Source organism: Betaproteobacteria bacterium (assembly GCA_016709965.1).
GTDB classification, from domain to species: domain Bacteria; phylum Pseudomonadota; class Gammaproteobacteria; order Burkholderiales; family Rhodocyclaceae; genus Azonexus; species Azonexus amarohabitans.
In genome coordinates this window covers 584,444-599,891 of the sequence record JADJLT010000006.1, presented here as the reverse complement: position 1 = coordinate 599,891, position 15,448 = coordinate 584,444, and the positions used below count along the sequence as shown (strand labels likewise).

Annotated in this window: 17 protein-coding genes; 7 read left to right on the top strand and 10 right to left on the bottom strand. The window is 58.2% G+C overall.

Annotated features, from left to right (window positions below; all coding sequences use genetic code 11):
• Positions 1-28 precede the first annotated feature (28 nt).
• From IPJ12_17395 to IPJ12_17375, 5 genes are all read left to right on the top strand, one after another.
• Entirely contained in the window at positions 29-967 is a 939-nt protein-coding gene (locus IPJ12_17395; protein MBK7648872.1) for a nucleoside recognition family protein, read from the top strand.
• A gap of 92 nt (positions 968-1,059) precedes the next feature.
• The gene (locus IPJ12_17390; protein MBK7648871.1) at positions 1,060-1,407 is read left to right on the top strand and encodes a CidA/LrgA family protein; all 348 of its coding nucleotides are present in this window, start codon (positions 1,060-1,062) and stop codon (positions 1,405-1,407) included.
• A gap of 5 nt (positions 1,408-1,412) precedes the next feature.
• Positions 1,413-2,147, top strand: coding sequence for an LrgB family protein (locus IPJ12_17385; GenBank protein ID MBK7648870.1), 735 nt, complete (start codon positions 1,413-1,415; stop codon positions 2,145-2,147).
• A gap of 164 nt (positions 2,148-2,311) precedes the next feature.
• Positions 2,312-4,708 (top strand): PAS domain S-box protein, encoded by a 2,397-nt coding sequence (locus IPJ12_17380; GenBank protein ID MBK7648869.1) that lies wholly within the window; start codon positions 2,312-2,314, stop codon positions 4,706-4,708.
• A 2-nt stretch (positions 4,709-4,710) separates the two neighbouring features.
• On the top strand, positions 4,711-5,319 hold the full coding sequence (locus tag IPJ12_17375; protein MBK7648868.1) for a response regulator transcription factor: 609 nt from the start codon (positions 4,711-4,713) through the stop codon (positions 5,317-5,319).
• Between the two features lie 41 nt (positions 5,320-5,360).
• Here the strand turns inward: IPJ12_17375 and IPJ12_17370 are convergent, their stop codons facing one another.
• Positions 5,361-5,693 (bottom strand): tryptophan synthase subunit beta, encoded by a 333-nt coding sequence (locus IPJ12_17370; GenBank protein ID MBK7648867.1) that lies wholly within the window; start codon positions 5,691-5,693, stop codon positions 5,361-5,363.
• 94 nt (positions 5,694-5,787) lie between these two features.
• A complete protein-coding gene (locus IPJ12_17365) occupies positions 5,788-6,819 on the bottom strand; it encodes an ankyrin repeat domain-containing protein (GenBank protein MBK7648866.1) in 1,032 nt (343 codons plus the stop codon).
• 37 nt (positions 6,820-6,856) lie between these two features.
• Here IPJ12_17365 and IPJ12_17360 point away from each other — a divergent pair, with 37 nt between their 5' ends.
• Positions 6,857-7,408, top strand: a complete 552-nt coding sequence (locus tag IPJ12_17360; GenBank protein ID MBK7648865.1) for a TonB family protein — start codon at positions 6,857-6,859, stop codon at positions 7,406-7,408.
• A gap of 143 nt (positions 7,409-7,551) precedes the next feature.
• Here the strand turns inward: IPJ12_17360 and IPJ12_17355 are convergent, their stop codons facing one another.
• Positions 7,552-9,288 carry a methyl-accepting chemotaxis protein gene (locus tag IPJ12_17355; protein ID MBK7648864.1) on the bottom strand — a complete coding sequence of 579 codons (1,737 nt, stop codon included), beginning with the start codon at positions 9,286-9,288 and terminating at the stop codon, positions 7,552-7,554.
• A gap of 231 nt (positions 9,289-9,519) precedes the next feature.
• Here IPJ12_17355 and IPJ12_17350 point away from each other — a divergent pair, with 231 nt between their 5' ends.
• Complete coding sequence (locus tag IPJ12_17350; protein MBK7648863.1) at positions 9,520-9,942, top strand: BLUF domain-containing protein; 423 nt, start codon at positions 9,520-9,522, stop codon at positions 9,940-9,942.
• Between the two features lie 247 nt (positions 9,943-10,189).
• On the opposite strand, the gene IPJ12_17345 is transcribed toward IPJ12_17350, so the two are convergent.
• The 7 genes from IPJ12_17345 to IPJ12_17315 all read right to left on the bottom strand — a co-directional run bounded on the left by IPJ12_17345 (position 10,190) and on the right by IPJ12_17315 (position 15,447).
• Positions 10,190-11,404, bottom strand: coding sequence for a CoA transferase (locus IPJ12_17345; protein ID MBK7648862.1), 1,215 nt, complete (start codon positions 11,402-11,404; stop codon positions 10,190-10,192).
• A 1-nt stretch (position 11,405) separates the two neighbouring features.
• A complete protein-coding gene (gene murI, locus IPJ12_17340; GenBank protein MBK7648861.1) occupies positions 11,406-12,191 on the bottom strand; it encodes a glutamate racemase in 786 nt (261 codons plus the stop codon).
• A 92-nt stretch (positions 12,192-12,283) separates the two neighbouring features.
• A complete protein-coding gene (locus IPJ12_17335) occupies positions 12,284-12,763 on the bottom strand; it encodes a hypothetical protein (protein ID MBK7648860.1) in 480 nt (159 codons plus the stop codon).
• Between the two features lie 139 nt (positions 12,764-12,902).
• The gene (locus tag IPJ12_17330; protein MBK7648859.1) at positions 12,903-13,169 is read right to left on the bottom strand and encodes a Txe/YoeB family addiction module toxin; all 267 of its coding nucleotides are present in this window, start codon (positions 13,167-13,169) and stop codon (positions 12,903-12,905) included.
• On the bottom strand, positions 13,162-13,416 hold the full coding sequence (locus IPJ12_17325; protein ID MBK7648858.1) for a type II toxin-antitoxin system prevent-host-death family antitoxin: 255 nt from the start codon (positions 13,414-13,416) through the stop codon (positions 13,162-13,164). Before IPJ12_17325 ends, IPJ12_17330 begins: the two co-directional genes overlap by 8 nt.
• 173 nt (positions 13,417-13,589) lie before the next feature.
• Positions 13,590-14,849: an HD domain-containing protein gene (locus IPJ12_17320; GenBank protein MBK7648857.1), complete on the bottom strand. Its 1,260-nt coding sequence runs from the start codon at positions 14,847-14,849 to the stop codon at positions 13,590-13,592.
• 88 nt (positions 14,850-14,937) lie between these two features.
• Positions 14,938-15,447, bottom strand: coding sequence for an RNA methyltransferase (locus tag IPJ12_17315; GenBank protein MBK7648856.1), 510 nt, complete (start codon positions 15,445-15,447; stop codon positions 14,938-14,940).
• Position 15,448 lies beyond the last annotated feature (1 nt).

Genomic DNA, 15,448 nt, shown 5'->3' with positions numbered 1-15,448 from the left:
CAAGTTCCCCTAATTAAAAACAGAAGCCATGGACATCCTGATCGACATCATCCTCAAGGCCGGCCGCTCGGCGGTTGAACTTTCGCTGTTCATCCTGCTGCCGGTAATGGTCGTCATGCTCTCGCTGATGCGACTGCTTGAGGCGCGGGGCGTGCTTGATTGGGCCGTGGCCAAGCTGGCACCAGTACTCAAGCCATTCGGGCTGACCGGGCTGGGCGTATTTGCCGCACTGCAGATCAATTTCGTCAGCTTTGCCGCGCCAATGGCGACGCTGACCATGATGGAACAGCGCGGCACGTCGGATCGCCACCTCGCCGCCACGCTGGCCATGGTCTTTGCCATGGCCCAGGCCAACGCCTCACTGCCGATGCTGACCATGGGTCTCGACCTGGCGCCGACCCTGATTTTTTCATTGCTCGGCGGGCTGGCTGCTGCAGCAGCCACCTATTATTTTTTTGGCCGTCACTTATCCGCCAACGAATCCGTACTCGACGAATCGCTCAGCCACCCCGTCGTCGAAAGTGCCAAGGGTGTTCTCGACGTCATTAACCGTGCCGGTGCAGAGGCATTCAAGATCGCTGTGGGCGCCATCCCCATGCTGGTGCTGTCGCTGGTCGCCGTCACTGCGCTCAAGCACTTCGGTGCGATTGCCCTGATCACGCAGGCCTTGACCCCCGTACTGGCCCTCGCCGGCATTGATCCCATCCTGATCTTGCCCAGCCTGACCAAATACCTGGCCGGCGGCACCGCCATGATGGGCGTCATGGACGAAATGCGCCGAGCCGGGCAGGTCAGCGAGCATTTGCTCAACCAGAGTGCCGGCTTCCTGATCTCGCCGTTCGACCTGCCGGGCGTAGCGGTGCTGATCTCGGCTGGACGGCGGGTTGCTGCGGTCTGGAAACCGGCAGCCCTGGGCGCATGCATCGGCATCGCCCTGCGTACAATCGGCCACGCCCTGCTCACTTGATACTCATAGTAGAAGATAAAGCGACCAATCCGCCTCTAGCCACAATAAAACAGAGGCAATAGACTGCAGGCTTGTTCGACAAGGATTGCACCATGCTCTCTGCCCTCACCCAATTATTGATCTTTCAACTGGCCGGCGAAGTCACTGCCCGCGGCTTCAACCTGCCCGTGCCCGGCCCGGTGCTCGGCATGCTCTTCCTGTTCATCGCGCTGATGATCAAAGGCGGGCCGGGCAAGGAATTGCAAGGCACCAGCCAGACGCTGCTGCAACACCTGTCACTGCTCTTCGTACCGGCCGGCACCGGCATCATGGTTCACCTGAACCGGGTGGCCAACGAATGGCTGCCATTGCTTCTCTCACTGGTGATCAGCACTCTGGCCACGCTTGTCGTCACGGCGCTGGTCATGAAACTTTGCCAGCGCGCACCGGCAACGGGATAGCCATCATGACGCAGGACATCAACCAGATCTGGGTTTACCTTTCCGCCTCGCCGCTGCTCGGGCTGACCATCACCCTGCTCGCCTATCAGGGCGCCTTCTGGATTTATCAGCGCACCGGCAACAACCCGCTGGCCAATCCGGTGCTGATCGCAGTTTCAGTTTTGGTCATTTTTTTGACGTTGACCGCGACATCGTATGAAACCTACTTCGCCGGCGCCCAGTTCGTTCACTTTTTGCTCGGCCCGGCCACCGTGGCGCTCGCCATCCCGCTTTATACACAATTCAAGCGGGTGCGCTCGATGCTGTTGCCGGTCATCGCCGGCTTGCTGGCCGGCAGCATGACGGCCATCGTCTCGGCCGTCATGGTCGCCCGCCTGCTCGGCGCCAGCACCTCCACCCAGTTATCGCTGGCCCCCAAGTCGGTGACGACCCCCATCGCCATGGGCATCGCTGAACGCATTGGCGGCATTCCGTCGCTGACGGCGGTATTGGTCATCGTCACCGGCATTCTCGGCGCCGTCGGAGCACGCTACGTGTTCGATGCGATGAAAATCCGTGACCCGGCCATCCGCGGCTTTGCCATCGGTGTTGCTTCGCACGGCATCGGCACGGCACGCGCCTTTCAGGTCAGCGAGCAAAGTGGTGCCTTCGCGGCACTGGCCATGGGCATGAACGGCGCGCTGACCGCCCTGCTCGTGCCCGGCATTGCCGGTTGGCTGGTGTCGTGTTGCGCGCACTGAGGCACATGATAAAACCGATGCGTTTGTCCTTGTGGCAAGGCGAAAACCGCAGCGATACTCAGCGGTATCGCGAGGATTTGCAACGCAGCCACGGGGGCAAAGGCGCGGTTTTATGTGCCGAATGGCGTGCAACACGACACCCTGGCAACATAGGGTAAGTACCTATGGCCGAGGAGGCGCAGGCAGCGAAGAATTTGCCCATGCTGATGCGCCCTTCCGCCCCCCATCCCAAACAGACCAGACTATGGCTGGCGCCCTATGTCGCGATCGGCATTTTCGCGCTGGCCATGCTGGTCGTCACCGCGCTGCTACAGTGGCGCGAGCTCGACACAGCCCGTTCGGCGCTGGAAGGCGACATGCACTGGGCCGAACGCACCATCGAGAATCGCCTGCATGCCCACATCGATTTCCTGGCCGAACTGGGCCGTGACCAGGAATTCAAGCAGCTGACCTACGAATCCTTTCAGGTGCGTGCCGCGCGCTATGTCCGCGATGCGGCAGAAATCTCGGCCATTCTCTGGGTCGATATCGACGGCAAGATCGACTGGGTCGCCCCCAATGAAGCGACGGCCGATTTCGTCGGCGAGCAACTGACCGGAGAACGCCTGAAGGCGCTGCAGGAAGCGCTGCGCGTCCGGCGTGAGGTGGTGTCGCCGGATTACCGCGATGGTGCTCAGCTACCGGTGCACGACATCATTTTCCCCGTGCAGCGAGGCAGCGCCGATCTTGGGGCCTTCATCGCCGTTCAGTCACTCGAAGCCCTGTTACGCACCACGCTGCCCAGCGCGTTCACCACGCGCTACAGCCTGACCGTTCTCGACCCGCAGAACCGCGAGGTGTTTTCCAATTCATCGATCAAGCCGACCGATCGTCAGGTGTCCGGGACGATCAGCCTTGATCTGCCCAATAACCGCCTCGGCCTGAATATCGTCGCCTACCGCAGCGGCGGCGCCTGGCTACCCCTGGTGCCGGCTGCGCTGATCATCGCCCTGACCCTGATCGCCACCGTCACCCTGATCCAGTTGCGCCGCCACGCCCAGCATCGGGCTGCTACCGAGGAAGAACTGCGCGCCGCTTACGCCTTCCGTCAAGCCATGTCGCAATCGCTGATCACCGGCCTGCGCGCCATCGATCTGGAAGGCCGCATCACCTTCGTCAATTCCGCCTTCTGCCGGATGACCGGCTTCGAAGAAGACGAACTGGTCGGCATCAAGGCCCCTTACCCCTACTGGCCCCCCGAAGAGTTCGAACGCCTGCAGCACAATATCGATGCGGCGCTGGCCGGTAACGCCCCGGCCGCCGGCTTCGAGATGCGCATCATGCGCAAGAGCGGCGAACGTTTCGACGTGCGCCTGTATTTCTCGCCGCTGATCGATGCCGATGGCCGGCAGATTGGCTGGATGGCTTCGATGAACGACATCACCGAGCCCAAGCGCGCTCGCGTCGAACTGGAGCGCGCCCATGAACGCTTTGTGACCGTCATTGACGGCCTCGACTCGGCGGTGCACGTAGCTGACGTCAATACTGGCGAAATCCTGTTTGCCAACCGGGCCTTTCAGACCATTTTTGGCGGGGATTGTGTCGGTCGCGATTCTGCCCTGATCACGACTGCCTGCCGTCCGGCGCCTGAAGCGCTGACCAGAGCGCCACAGCGGATCGAACCCGAAGAACTGCCTTGCGAGCTGTTCGACGGCGAAATCCAGCACGCCCTGTCCGGCCACTGGTATCACGTGCATGAGCGCGCCATTCGCTGGGTGGACGGACGGACCGTACGCGTCCAGATCGCTGCCGACATTACTGACAAGAAACATATTGAGGAGGTTAATTTGCAGCAGCAAAAGCGCCTCGAACAGACGTCCCGCCTGATCACCATGGGCGAGATGGCCTCGTCGCTGGCCCACGAACTCAACCAGCCGCTGTCGGCCATCGCCAACTATTGCGCTGGCTGCGTCAAACGCATGCAGGCCGGCAACTACAAGCTGGACGACTTGCTCGCTGCCATGCAGAAAGCCTCCGACCAGGCCGAGCGCGCCGGAAAGATCATCCGCCGCATGCGCGACATGGTGAAGAAGGGCGAACCCAATCGGCAAGCGATTGCGCTGGCCGAACTGGTCGATGAAACCCGCGCCTTTGCCGACATCGATGCCCAGCGCACCAGCACGCAGATCATTGTTGATCTACCCGACAATTTGCCGAAAATTGTCGTCGACCGCATCATGATCGAACAGGTGCTGCTCAACCTGATCAAGAACGGCATCGAGGCTATGAGCGACGTGCCTCTTGATCAACGCAAACTGACGCTGCACGCTGCGGTGGTGGACGACAGGATGCTGGAGGTCACGGTCGGCGACCACGGCCACGGCCTGACCGAAGACGATATCGAAAAGATTTTTACCGCGTTTTACACCACCAAGCCGGAAGGGATGGGCATTGGCCTGGCGATCTGCCGCTCCATCATCGAGTTTCACCAAGGGCGCCTGTGGGTAGAAGCGCGGCGTGAGGGCGGCACCCTGTTCCACTTCACCGTCCCTATCGAAGACATTGGCGAAGACGAGGATTAGCGATGAATAACGTAACGCAAACCATTTATGTCGTCGATGATGACGAAGCGATGCGCGACTCCATGACATGGCTGCTCGAAGGCGAAGGCTACGTCGTCGCCTGCTTTGATTCCGGCGAGAGCTTCCTCAATGCCCGCAGCGCCGAAATGCGCGGCTACCTGATTCTCGATGTGCGGATGCCGGAAATGAGTGGCCTGGAGTTGCACGAAAAGCTCGATGCCCTGGGCTCGCAATTGCCGATCATCTTCGTCACCGGCCACGGCGATGTACCGATGGCTGTCTCGGCCCTGCAGCGCGGCGCTTGCGACTTCATTGAAAAGCCCTTTCACAACGAAGATTTGCTGTCGCGCATCGTGCGCGCCCTCGAAGTCGACCGCCAGCAGTCCGCCCGCCGCCTGCGCGATGGCGCCATCAGCGACCGACTGGATCAACTGACCCAGCGCGAGCAGGAAGTGATGAAACTGGTCGTCGCCGGCAAGCTCAACAAGCAGATCGCCGACACGCTGAACATCAGCATGAAAACCGTCGAGGCGCACCGGGCGCGGGTCATGGAAAAAATGGGCGTTCGCACCCTGGCTGAACTGGTCAAGGCGGTCATGACGGTGCGTTGAGCGACACCGGCCGGGCAGCCCGCACCCGCCAAGCCGGACGATCAGATCGGGATGATGTCGTCGCCGCCCGTACCGAAGTTGCCTTCGTAATGCCGCTTCTGGCGAACCTCCTTGCGCCGCAGCAGCTTTTCCTGAACTTTGGGTGGCAGGTCGGTGAACATGATGACCTCTTTGGAGATCAGCAACTCGATCAAATCCTCGATAACGCGGACAAAGTCCCGGTCAAGTTCGTCGAGTTCATTTTTTCGCCAGCGCTCGTGCACGAACTGCAGCGCCTCGGCATGGTCGGCCGGCACCACTTCTTGCGCATTGCCGAGCGGCATTGAATGCACTTCAATAATCACGCCAGCGCTGTCTCTTGCCACGTAAAGCATGCCCATTCCTCTATCGGTTGATCGGCGCAGTCTGCCTCAGCGCAAGGGGCTTGGCAATTCGAGCTTTGTTCGGCAACGAATCCCGGCCGGAAAATCAGTAATTCCTGACCGGCGCCTTGATCGGCATTTTGGGCCGCCCCGAATAAGTCGCCGCCGGCGTCTTGTAGCCGACCACCTTACCCTTGTCGTCATAGATGATCGTCGCTGATTGCTCCTGCGGCTTGTTCCGGCTGGCGGTAATTTCCATCGTCGCCGCCCGTGCCGGCATTGGGCGGTCCATCTCGGCACGAACAATTCGCACCCGTTCGGCCGAAATGCGTTTGTCGATGGTGTCGGTAGACATGCCGCGCTCCGCCAGCTTTTCGCGCATGTTCAGCAACTCCTCCAGCTCTCTGGAACTACGCATTGAACGCATCGGCTGCCCCCATGTTTCCTTGGGCTTACTCACCGCGATGTTGAACTCTTCCGGATTGCTCACCATGCGGGCGATTTCCAGCCTGTCCTGACGCATCGCCCATTCCAGCGCCCCATCGCCCCAGTCGTTCTTTGGCGTTCGGTCCGCGCCCTTCTCGATCAACTTGCGGGCAAGATCCTTGTGTCCCTCATAAACGGCCATCATCAACACGCTGGAACCGTTGGTGCTCAAGGCATTGATGTCCGCACCCTGGTCGATCAGAAAATCGGCGACTTCTGTGTGTCCGGCAAAAACCGCGTAATGCAGCGCCGACCATTTCTTGGCCGGAGCATTGATCCGCGCCCCGCGCTCAAGCAGCCATTTGACCGCCTCCAGATTGCCGCGCCAGGCCGCCAGTGCGATCGCCGACTCGCCATTTGAATTCAATCGGTTGATATCTGCGCCGCGCGAAATGAAAAGGCGCATCACATCCAGCTTGCCCTCCCAGGCACCAAACATGAGGCCGGAACCGATACGACTACCCATGAAATCCGGTGACATGCCGGCATCCAGCCACTTTTCGGCCTGCCCGGCATCCCCCAGCTCCATGCTGACCGAAAACCCCACCGGGTCCGGCCCGGCGGCATCGGCAGAAAAAACCGGAAACGAAGCGGGCAGCAGCAAGCCCATCGCGCTTATCATGACAAACCATCGTTTTGCAGCTAGTTTCATAGCGTTTCCATTGCCTCAGGCCAGCTCCCATTTTCTCATGTCGTGGATCGATTACCGGCTTTTTGCAGCGCTGGCGTTGTCACTGTCACTGCACCTGCTGCCGCTGTTGCAAAATTTCAATTTTGATCAAAAATTGCCGTTGACCGCAGCAATGCTCAATGCCGAGCTGCGACCGCCCGCTCCGCCTCCTTCCCAACCGCCAGCACCAGCCGCCATGCCGCCGCTGGCACTACCCAAGCCCGTCACCCCGCCCGACGCCAAAAGCGCGGCGAAGCCACTGCCAAAATCTGCTGCCAAGTCCTCGCCGGCGGTCAAAATCTGGACGCAAGCGGTACGCGAGCATTTGAAAAAGCTGGACAACGCCCACCAGTTCTATCCGGCCGAAGCCATCGCCCGCGGCCTGGAGGGAGAAGTCGGCATTCTGATGATCATCGACGAATCCGGCACCGTCAGCGCGGCCCGCGTCGAGCAGAGCAGCGGCCACGCAATTCTCGATGAAGCAGCCCTGCGCGCCGTTCGCTCGCTACGATCACTCCCCGCCGACGCCCCACGCCAAGTTGTGCTGCCGGTGCGCTTCCGGCTGCGTTGATCGACAACTTCGGTCACTGAATACATTGAAATGCCATAAAGAAAACAGACCTATGCGAACCTCGTGGCAACACCTCAGTGCGCAAATATTCAGACTTTCTGGTCCGCACATAGCGCATCCAACTCCGCGAAAAAATACCAAACTTAAACACGAAAGCGAGAAGCCTCGGATTCGAGCTGTTGTGCCTGATCTTCGACATTCAAAACCGCACGCATCGTGGCCTGCGCTGCAGCACTCGACTCCTCGGCGCTCTGCGCAATTTTCTCAATTTCCTGCGCAATTGACGTCGCCGTTGAACTTTGCTCCCGGGTAGCTGCAGCAGCTTCGCGTACACGCATGCAGATGGACTGAGCATTGTTGTGAATCCGCTCAAGCGCGGCAGTCGACTGTTCGACCAGATCTGCACCATGCATCACCTTCGGCATAGCCGACTCCATTACACCCACTGCAGATTTTGTATCAGCCTGAAAGCCGGCAATCATCTGCTCAATTTCACCGGTCGCCTTGGCCGTCCGCTCGGCTAACTTCCTCACTTCATCAGCCACCACTGCAAACCCTCGTCCCGACTCTCCCGCCCGCGCGGCCTCAATCGCAGCATTGAGTGCAAGAAGGTTAGTCTGATCAGCAATATCCTTGATAACAGACGCAATTGAGGATATGTCGTGCGAACGACCGTCGAGAGCTTTAATCTGGTTGCTTACATGCCCCAACTGCTCAGACATTTGCGACATCACACGCCCAACCTCATTGGCGCGCTGCTTGCCTTGTTCTGCCTCGTTAGCTGACTGGGTTGCATCCTTATCCGTTTCACGCACGGAATCGGCAATATGGTTAATACTTACTGTTAATTGCTCAACCGCCGCAGCCACCCCTGACGTTGCATCAGCCTGCTGCTCCGTCATTTTTGATATTTCCATCATCGAATGCTTAATCTCGCCGGAACTTACATTAAGGACATGTGCATTGTTCAATAGCTGTTGAAAAATCCTGCGGAAGGTGACCAGCATATTGTCCAAAGAGCCAAGCATGGTATCGGCGGGAGCCGCTGCATTGACCGTCAAATCTCCAGAGGCGGCAACCTGCATCAATTTCATTCCCTCGGTCGGTTCGCCGCCAATCTGGCCGGTAATACTGCGAGTAACCAGCAGACCAGTCAGGGCACTGAGCAAGAAAATACCCGCTGAACCGGAGCAGATGATCCACGGAATAGTGTTTAGTGAAGAATCCAGTATCAAAACTTTGACCGCAGCAGATTGAGTTATGTCATCCAACAGATCACTGGCCGTCTTCTTTAGCTGATTGTAATGAGGGTTTGTAAGTTTGATGATCAAGGCATTTGCCTCGGCGAAACGTCCCTCTTGAAGCAACTTAATTACCGGCTGCACGCCTTGCTCTTCAAATTGTTGTATTGCTGCTTCGAGCGCTTGAAATTTAGCCCCATGCTCTTGGCGAACTTCTGGTGCAGCGAGAGATAACAAGCTAACAGCTTCATGCAACTCGTTGGCAGACTTTTGGGCGGCATCCAAGTGTGCGAGCAAAGGGTGATCATGCATTTTGACAATTTCTGGTGCCGCCGGATTATGCTGAAGTGCCAGCAGCAACTGACTGCGTATATCAAGTGCGCGAACAATCACCCGCTGCGCATAACGTACTGCAGGCACCTGCCTTGAGACACTTTTTGCTTCAACGGCCAGTTCGGAAAACTCCATCAGGGCCAAGCCAGCTAAAAAAACCAAGCCAATTAAGGCAATCGATACCAATAACGTCAATCGCTTCCATACTGCCATTCTCGCAAACATATTATTTAACCCCCCAATTAGAATAATTTTGCCAAACGCCGCTGATTTTTTAATTTTTAATCGAAATCGATGTTGATCCAAATCAATAGCTCACCGTTTATTGAATTGACATAAAAAATCACTCAAGTTCGCGCAGTGCTTTCCTCTGAATAGCCCGAATTTGGCGCTGGCTGTTTGGAAGTCGTTTGCATTCCCTGCCCAAGATGACCCGACCCTTAATCAAATGTAATTATTATCAATAATAATATCTTTGACGTTTTTTAAGAATGATTGTATCGTTCAGAAATGCCTGTCTAATGTTGAGGTCCTTTGATGTTGATTGAACTGGTCTATACCAGCACAGCCGTACGAAACTATTCGGACGACGAACTCGAAGACATTCTTAAAAAGTCCGTTCAGAACAACAAACGAAAAAATGTCACCGGCCTGCTTTTGTACTCGAAAGGTACGTTCATGCAGGTACTTGAAGGGGAGACGGACGTCGTTGACGCTTTGGTCGAAATCATCAAGTCAGATCCCCGTCATCGGAACATCGAGATGCATTTACGGACCCCTGTTCTCGAGCGGGAATTTAACGAATGGCACATGGGCTATCGGGCACTCAGCCAGCAAGATGCGATTGCCTTGCCAAACTACGCGCCATTCTTCGAGGATGGTTTTGACGCGACCAAGCTAGCGTCAAAACCCGGCGTGTGCCTCGAAATCATGAAATCTATGGCAAAGCTGCCTACCTGACAGGTTGCAAAGTAAATGCGCAGCCGTGGCGGTAGCGCTGATGTCTATTCGAGAATAGTAAATTTCGTATCAAGAAGGGTGTCGTATTTCGCGTTTTATGGGCGAACAAGCGCTTCCATTTCTTGCGAATCTCGGCAACGGGCATCACCAAGCGCCAACGAAAAATTTCATTTTTTGCCAAAATTTCCGGTTGACCGTGCCATGCACTAATCAACCCTGGATGCACGCGAACCGGCGCCATGCTCGCTCAGATCGCCGCGTCGGCTCGTAATGCGGCGATGTGCTCCGGCGCGTAGCCCAAATCAGCCAGTACGCTGTCGGTATGCTCGCCAAGCGCCGGCCCGATCCACTCGGTGCTGCCCGGCGTTTCAGACAGCTTGGGGACGATGCCCGGCATCCGCAGCTCCTTCCCATCCGGCAGGCGCGCTGACTCGATCATCTGGCGGGCAATGAATTGCGGATCGGCAAACATGTCGACGGCCGAATAGATACGCGAGGAAGGCACCTCGGCAGCTGCCAGCGTGGCCAGCACATCGGCCTCATCGTGCTGCGCACACCAGGCGTCGATCAGCCCGTAAATCTCGTCACGGCGGGAATCGCGGCCGGCATTGTCGGCCAGCGTCGGGTCTTCAGCCAGATCGGCGCGGCCAATCGCCAGCATGAAACGCCTGAAGATCGCGTCACCGTTAGCGCCGATGGTCACGTGCTTGCCGTCCTTCGTCGTATGCGTGCTCGACGGCGTGATCCCCGGCATGATGTTGCCGGTACGTTCGCGGACAAAGCCGAACACGTCGAATTCCGGCACCATGGACTCCATCATGGCGAAGACCGCCTCGTAGAGCGCCACATCGACCACCTGCCCCGCCCCGCCATTCACCTCCCGGTGGCGCAGCGCCATCAACGCGCCAATCGCACCCCACAGCGCGGCGATCGAATCGCCGATGGAAATCCCGGTGCGCACCGGTGGCCGGTCGGGAAAGCCGGTGATGTAACGCAGGCCGCCCATCGATTCGCCCACCGCACCGAAGCCCGGCTGATCCTTGTACGGCCCGGTCTGGCCAAAGCCGGAGAGGCGCACCATGACCAGCCCCGGGTTATCTGCCTTCAAGGTGTCCCAGCCCAGCCCGAGCTTTTCCAGCACGCCAGGGCGGAAGTTCTCGACCAGGATGTCGGCCTCGCTGATCAGCTTGCGGACGAAAGCGAGCCCTTCCGGATGCTTCAGGTTGGCTGTCACCGATTTCTTGTTGCGCCCCTGCACGGCCCACCACAGTGAAGTGCCCTCGTACAGCTTGCGCCATTTGCGCAAGGGGTCGCCGCCATCGGGCGATTCCACCTTGATCACCTCGGCGCCGAACTCGCCCATGATCCGCGTGCAGAACGGCCCGGCGATCAGCGTGCCGAGTTCCACCACCTTGAGCCCGGCCAGCGGCTTCTGTGCCCCGTCTTTTTGCGCCCCAGTCATCTCAAGGCTCCCAGTGTTCAATTTTCAATTTTTGGCCAAAAATCCGGTCGACCGTCGCAATCACCGAAGCCGGCGCCCCGCTCGTCGCCAAGGTCAGTCGGCCATGTCCGCCCCCCAGCAAACACCGCGTCGCCAGCAAGCGATCCAGCTGACGTGCCACCGGCTCACCGGTATCCAGCAAAACAGTGCCCGCCGGCATGCGCCGGGCAATCGCCTCGGCCACCCACGGATAATGCGTGCAGCCAAGCACCACGACATCGGCCGCCGCCGCAGCCAGCGGCGCCACAAAGGTATCGAGCAAGGCCGACACCTCGGCGCTGGCCGGCCCGTGCGCCTCAATCGCCTCAGCCAGCCCCGGGCAAGGCTGGGCCAGCACGCGATAACCATTGGCATGGTTGCCGACCAGCCGCTGAAAACGCTCGCTCGCCAAAGTCCGAGTCGTCGCCAGCACCCCAATAACGCCCGACTTGGTGAGCCCAACCGCCGGCTTGACCCCCGGCTCCAGCGCCACCACCGGCACCGAAATCGCCGCCCGAATCGCCTCCGCCGCTGCCGCTGTCGCCGTATTGCAGGCAATCACCAAAGCCTTCGCCCCGCGCCGCACCAACGCCTCGGCAATCAGCACCCCACGCTCGCGCAGAAACACCTCCGGCCGGTCGCCGTAGGGCAAAAACCGGGTGTCGGCGAAATAGAAAAAGTCTTCCTGCGGCAGGCGCTCGCGCAAAGCGCGAAGGACAGTTAGTCCACCGAGGCCGGAGTCGAATACTGCGATGGGGTGGGAGGTCAAAAGAACATCCGGAAATGTAGTTTGTTGTTAATTGTAGAATTCGCCAACTCTAGTACCGATTGCGGAAGCCCGGTCTTTGGATAAGCAGACATTCAACGTGCTAGATCAGGGCTGAGCGCTACAACTCCGTAGACATACACCCCATTCTCGTTGCCGTTGAGAAGCCGCTTCATAATTCTTTGAACCGGCCGAAGTATCGTGCCGTTATTCAGATGAAGTGCAATATTTATCTCAGCCTCAGAGTCATTGTCGTTTCCTATCCATTCACCATCTGAAGAACGACGTATTACCTCGCCAACGTAGCTCCCAAGTGCGAAAAGACGTGCTCCGAGGTCAGACGAAAGCAGCCCATCAGGTTTAGGACGACCGTTCGGTGCATTGTCGTCGAAGAAACGATCAATTTCCTTGAGACTATCAACCGTGAAATCAGCCTTATATCCGGAGATGTATAAGGCTTTTGCGATCCATTCCGCAGAATCTCTTGCATCCGTCACGACCCTAGACCCGTCAGCTTTAGCACCAAATGACGCGATGCAGCAGAAAGCGACAAGAAATGATCGTAACAGTGACATGGAGTGGATACCTAAGAAACGGAAAATAGTCTTAAACCAAAGAGGTCAAAGTGATTTAGCAAATGGTAACTCCACCTTCAGTTTCCAATCATGAAGCGCGAAACTTTGATCTATCGCACTATTCGCGCAGCAACTCTGCCTAGTTGTCATAGTGATATCGGCAAGCAATGATCACCAGATCGCCCCCATCCACGCAATATACAAGGCGATTGGCATCGTCGATGCGGCGAGACCAGAAGCCGGACAGATTTTCTTTGAGCGGTTCGGGCTTGCCGATGCCAACGAAGGGGTCGCGCAGACAATCACGGATCACAGCGTTGACCCGCTTCAGCGTCTTGCGGTCCTGTCCTTGCCAGTATTGGTAGTCCTCCCAGGCGGCGAGCGTCCAGGTGATCCGGCTAGGCATCCATCAAATCCTGCGCCTTGGTTTTGCCCTTGCGGTATTGCTCGATGGAACGCGCCAAGTGAGCTGCGTTAGCCGGCGACTTGAGCAGATGGACGGTCTCCATGAGGCTGTTGAAGGTGTCGAGCGACATCACGACGGCATCGGAGGCGTCGCGCCGGGTGATCACCGTATAGTCGGCATCGTCGCTAACCTGGTCGATGATGGCTTTGAGACTGTTGCGGGCATCGGAGAAATTGACAACGCGCATGATGTTTTACCTGTTCAATATATTGTACAAGTTTAGCCAGACTGGTTCATGAAGGCAAGCGACCAGACGAAGCCTGGCGCCACCGTGATTTAGCCGGTAAATTGACCGCCACGGTCAACCGGAAAAAACAGCCAAAATTGAAATATTGTGGCCTTGGCAATTGCAGGTAGCGCTCACAACCCGTAGTGCTTGCGGACGCGATCTTCGAGCATTTTGCTGGCGGCTTCTTCGCTGCAATCGGCCAGATGCTCATAAATATCCCGTGCCATGGGCCGAAACGCCGTCATCACGTCCGGATCGAAATGGCTGCCGGTTTCCCTGTCGAGAATGTCCATGACGGTCTCGAAATTCAAGGGCTCCTTGTACGGGCGGCGCGAGCAGAGTGCGTCAAAGACGTCGGCCACGGCAAAGATGCGGGCGGCCAGGGGAATGTGCTCGCCCTTGAGGCGTCGCGGATAGCCGGTGCCGTCCCACCGCTCATGATGACCGGCGACGACTTTGTTGGCACCTTCCAGCCAGCCGATTCCTTTGACGATTTCCTCGCCGAGCTGGACGTGTGTTTGCATGATGGCCAGTTCATCGCTATCGAGCGGACCCGGCTTGAGGAGAATGGCGTCGGGTATGCCAATTTTCCCGACATCGTGCAGAAAACTACCGACGATCAGCGATTGCATCTTCTTGCCGCGAAAGCCGAACTTTTCGGCGATGGAACCGGCGATCCAGGCGACCCGGTAGTTGTGGGCGCCGGTTTCGGAATCGCGTTTGGCGATGGCGCGGCCGAGTGCTTCCATCATCGAAATATGCGAGTCGAGTACCTCCAGGGCTTTCCGCTCGTTATCGGCTGACAGCCGAACCACCACCGGATAGATCGCCAGCCCGCAAAGCAAGGAGGCCAACCCGGCCATCAGGGCTGCAGCCAGCGAGCTGCCGAGCATCCGCTGGCGCTGCCACTCGGGGACGATACGGACGCCCTCGAAATAGCCGGTGATCTCTGACGCTGGCGAACCCCCCAGGCGCAGCGGAACGAAAACGCGCAGCACCCAGCGCTGGTCGGGCAGCTTGACGCTTTCGTAGCGAGTCGAGGTGTAGGTCGGCGTGGCATGGTGAAGCAGAATGCCTTCAACCTGCAGGCCGTTCGACGTCATCGCCTCGGCCAGGCGTTGCCCCTTACCATCGTAGATTTCGGCAATGTCGAACAAGCCGCCGGCCAGCGCTTTGGCGGCGCTGTCGGCATGGGTTGCTGCGCCCGGTCCGCTCAGCGCAATGGCGCCGAAATGGCCCAATAGCCGTTGCGACTCTTCAATCGCCAGCGAAACGGTGCTCTGTTCAACGTTTTCACGAACGACAAACCAGGATATCGGGCTGGCCAGAAGCGCCAGCAGCAGGCTGACGGCGCCGATTCGCCTGGCTGTACGCTTGTTGAACGCATTCATGCGGCCTCCTGTCCTTTTTCGCTACGAGATTTTGATGATTGTGCGCGAGGAAGCTTAAGGCAGACTGATCACCGGCCAGATGCCGGTTTCACTCGGCAGAACTGGTCGCCGCCCGATACCCGCCCGCCTTGAGCATGCGGTCGTAGAGTACGACATTGACCGTCGCCGCCAGGTTCATGCAGCCGTGGGTGGGAATGTAAACGATGTCCTTGCACCATGCGGTGACGTTCTTTTTCAGGCTGCCGTCTTCCGGGCCGAAGATGTAGAAGGCGCGTTCCGGGTGCTGGTATTCGGTCAGCGGTTTGGCGTCCGGGTGCACTTCAATGGCGACCGGGACGCAGCCGAAGGGGATGACCTGTTGCAGGTCGTCAACGCCAATGAGCGGCAGTTGCAGGTGCACCTGCTTGGTGTCGGTGCGAAATTCGGCGGCGCGCTCGTAACGTTTGCCGGTGTAGAAGACTGAATTAACGCCGTAACAGCCGGCGGCACGCATGATGGAGCCGACGTTTTCCGGGCCTTTGGGGTTGTAGAGGCCGATGCAGGAATAGCCTGTGTAACCCTGGACGGCCTGTTTTCTGGTGATGGTTTCGATGCTCATC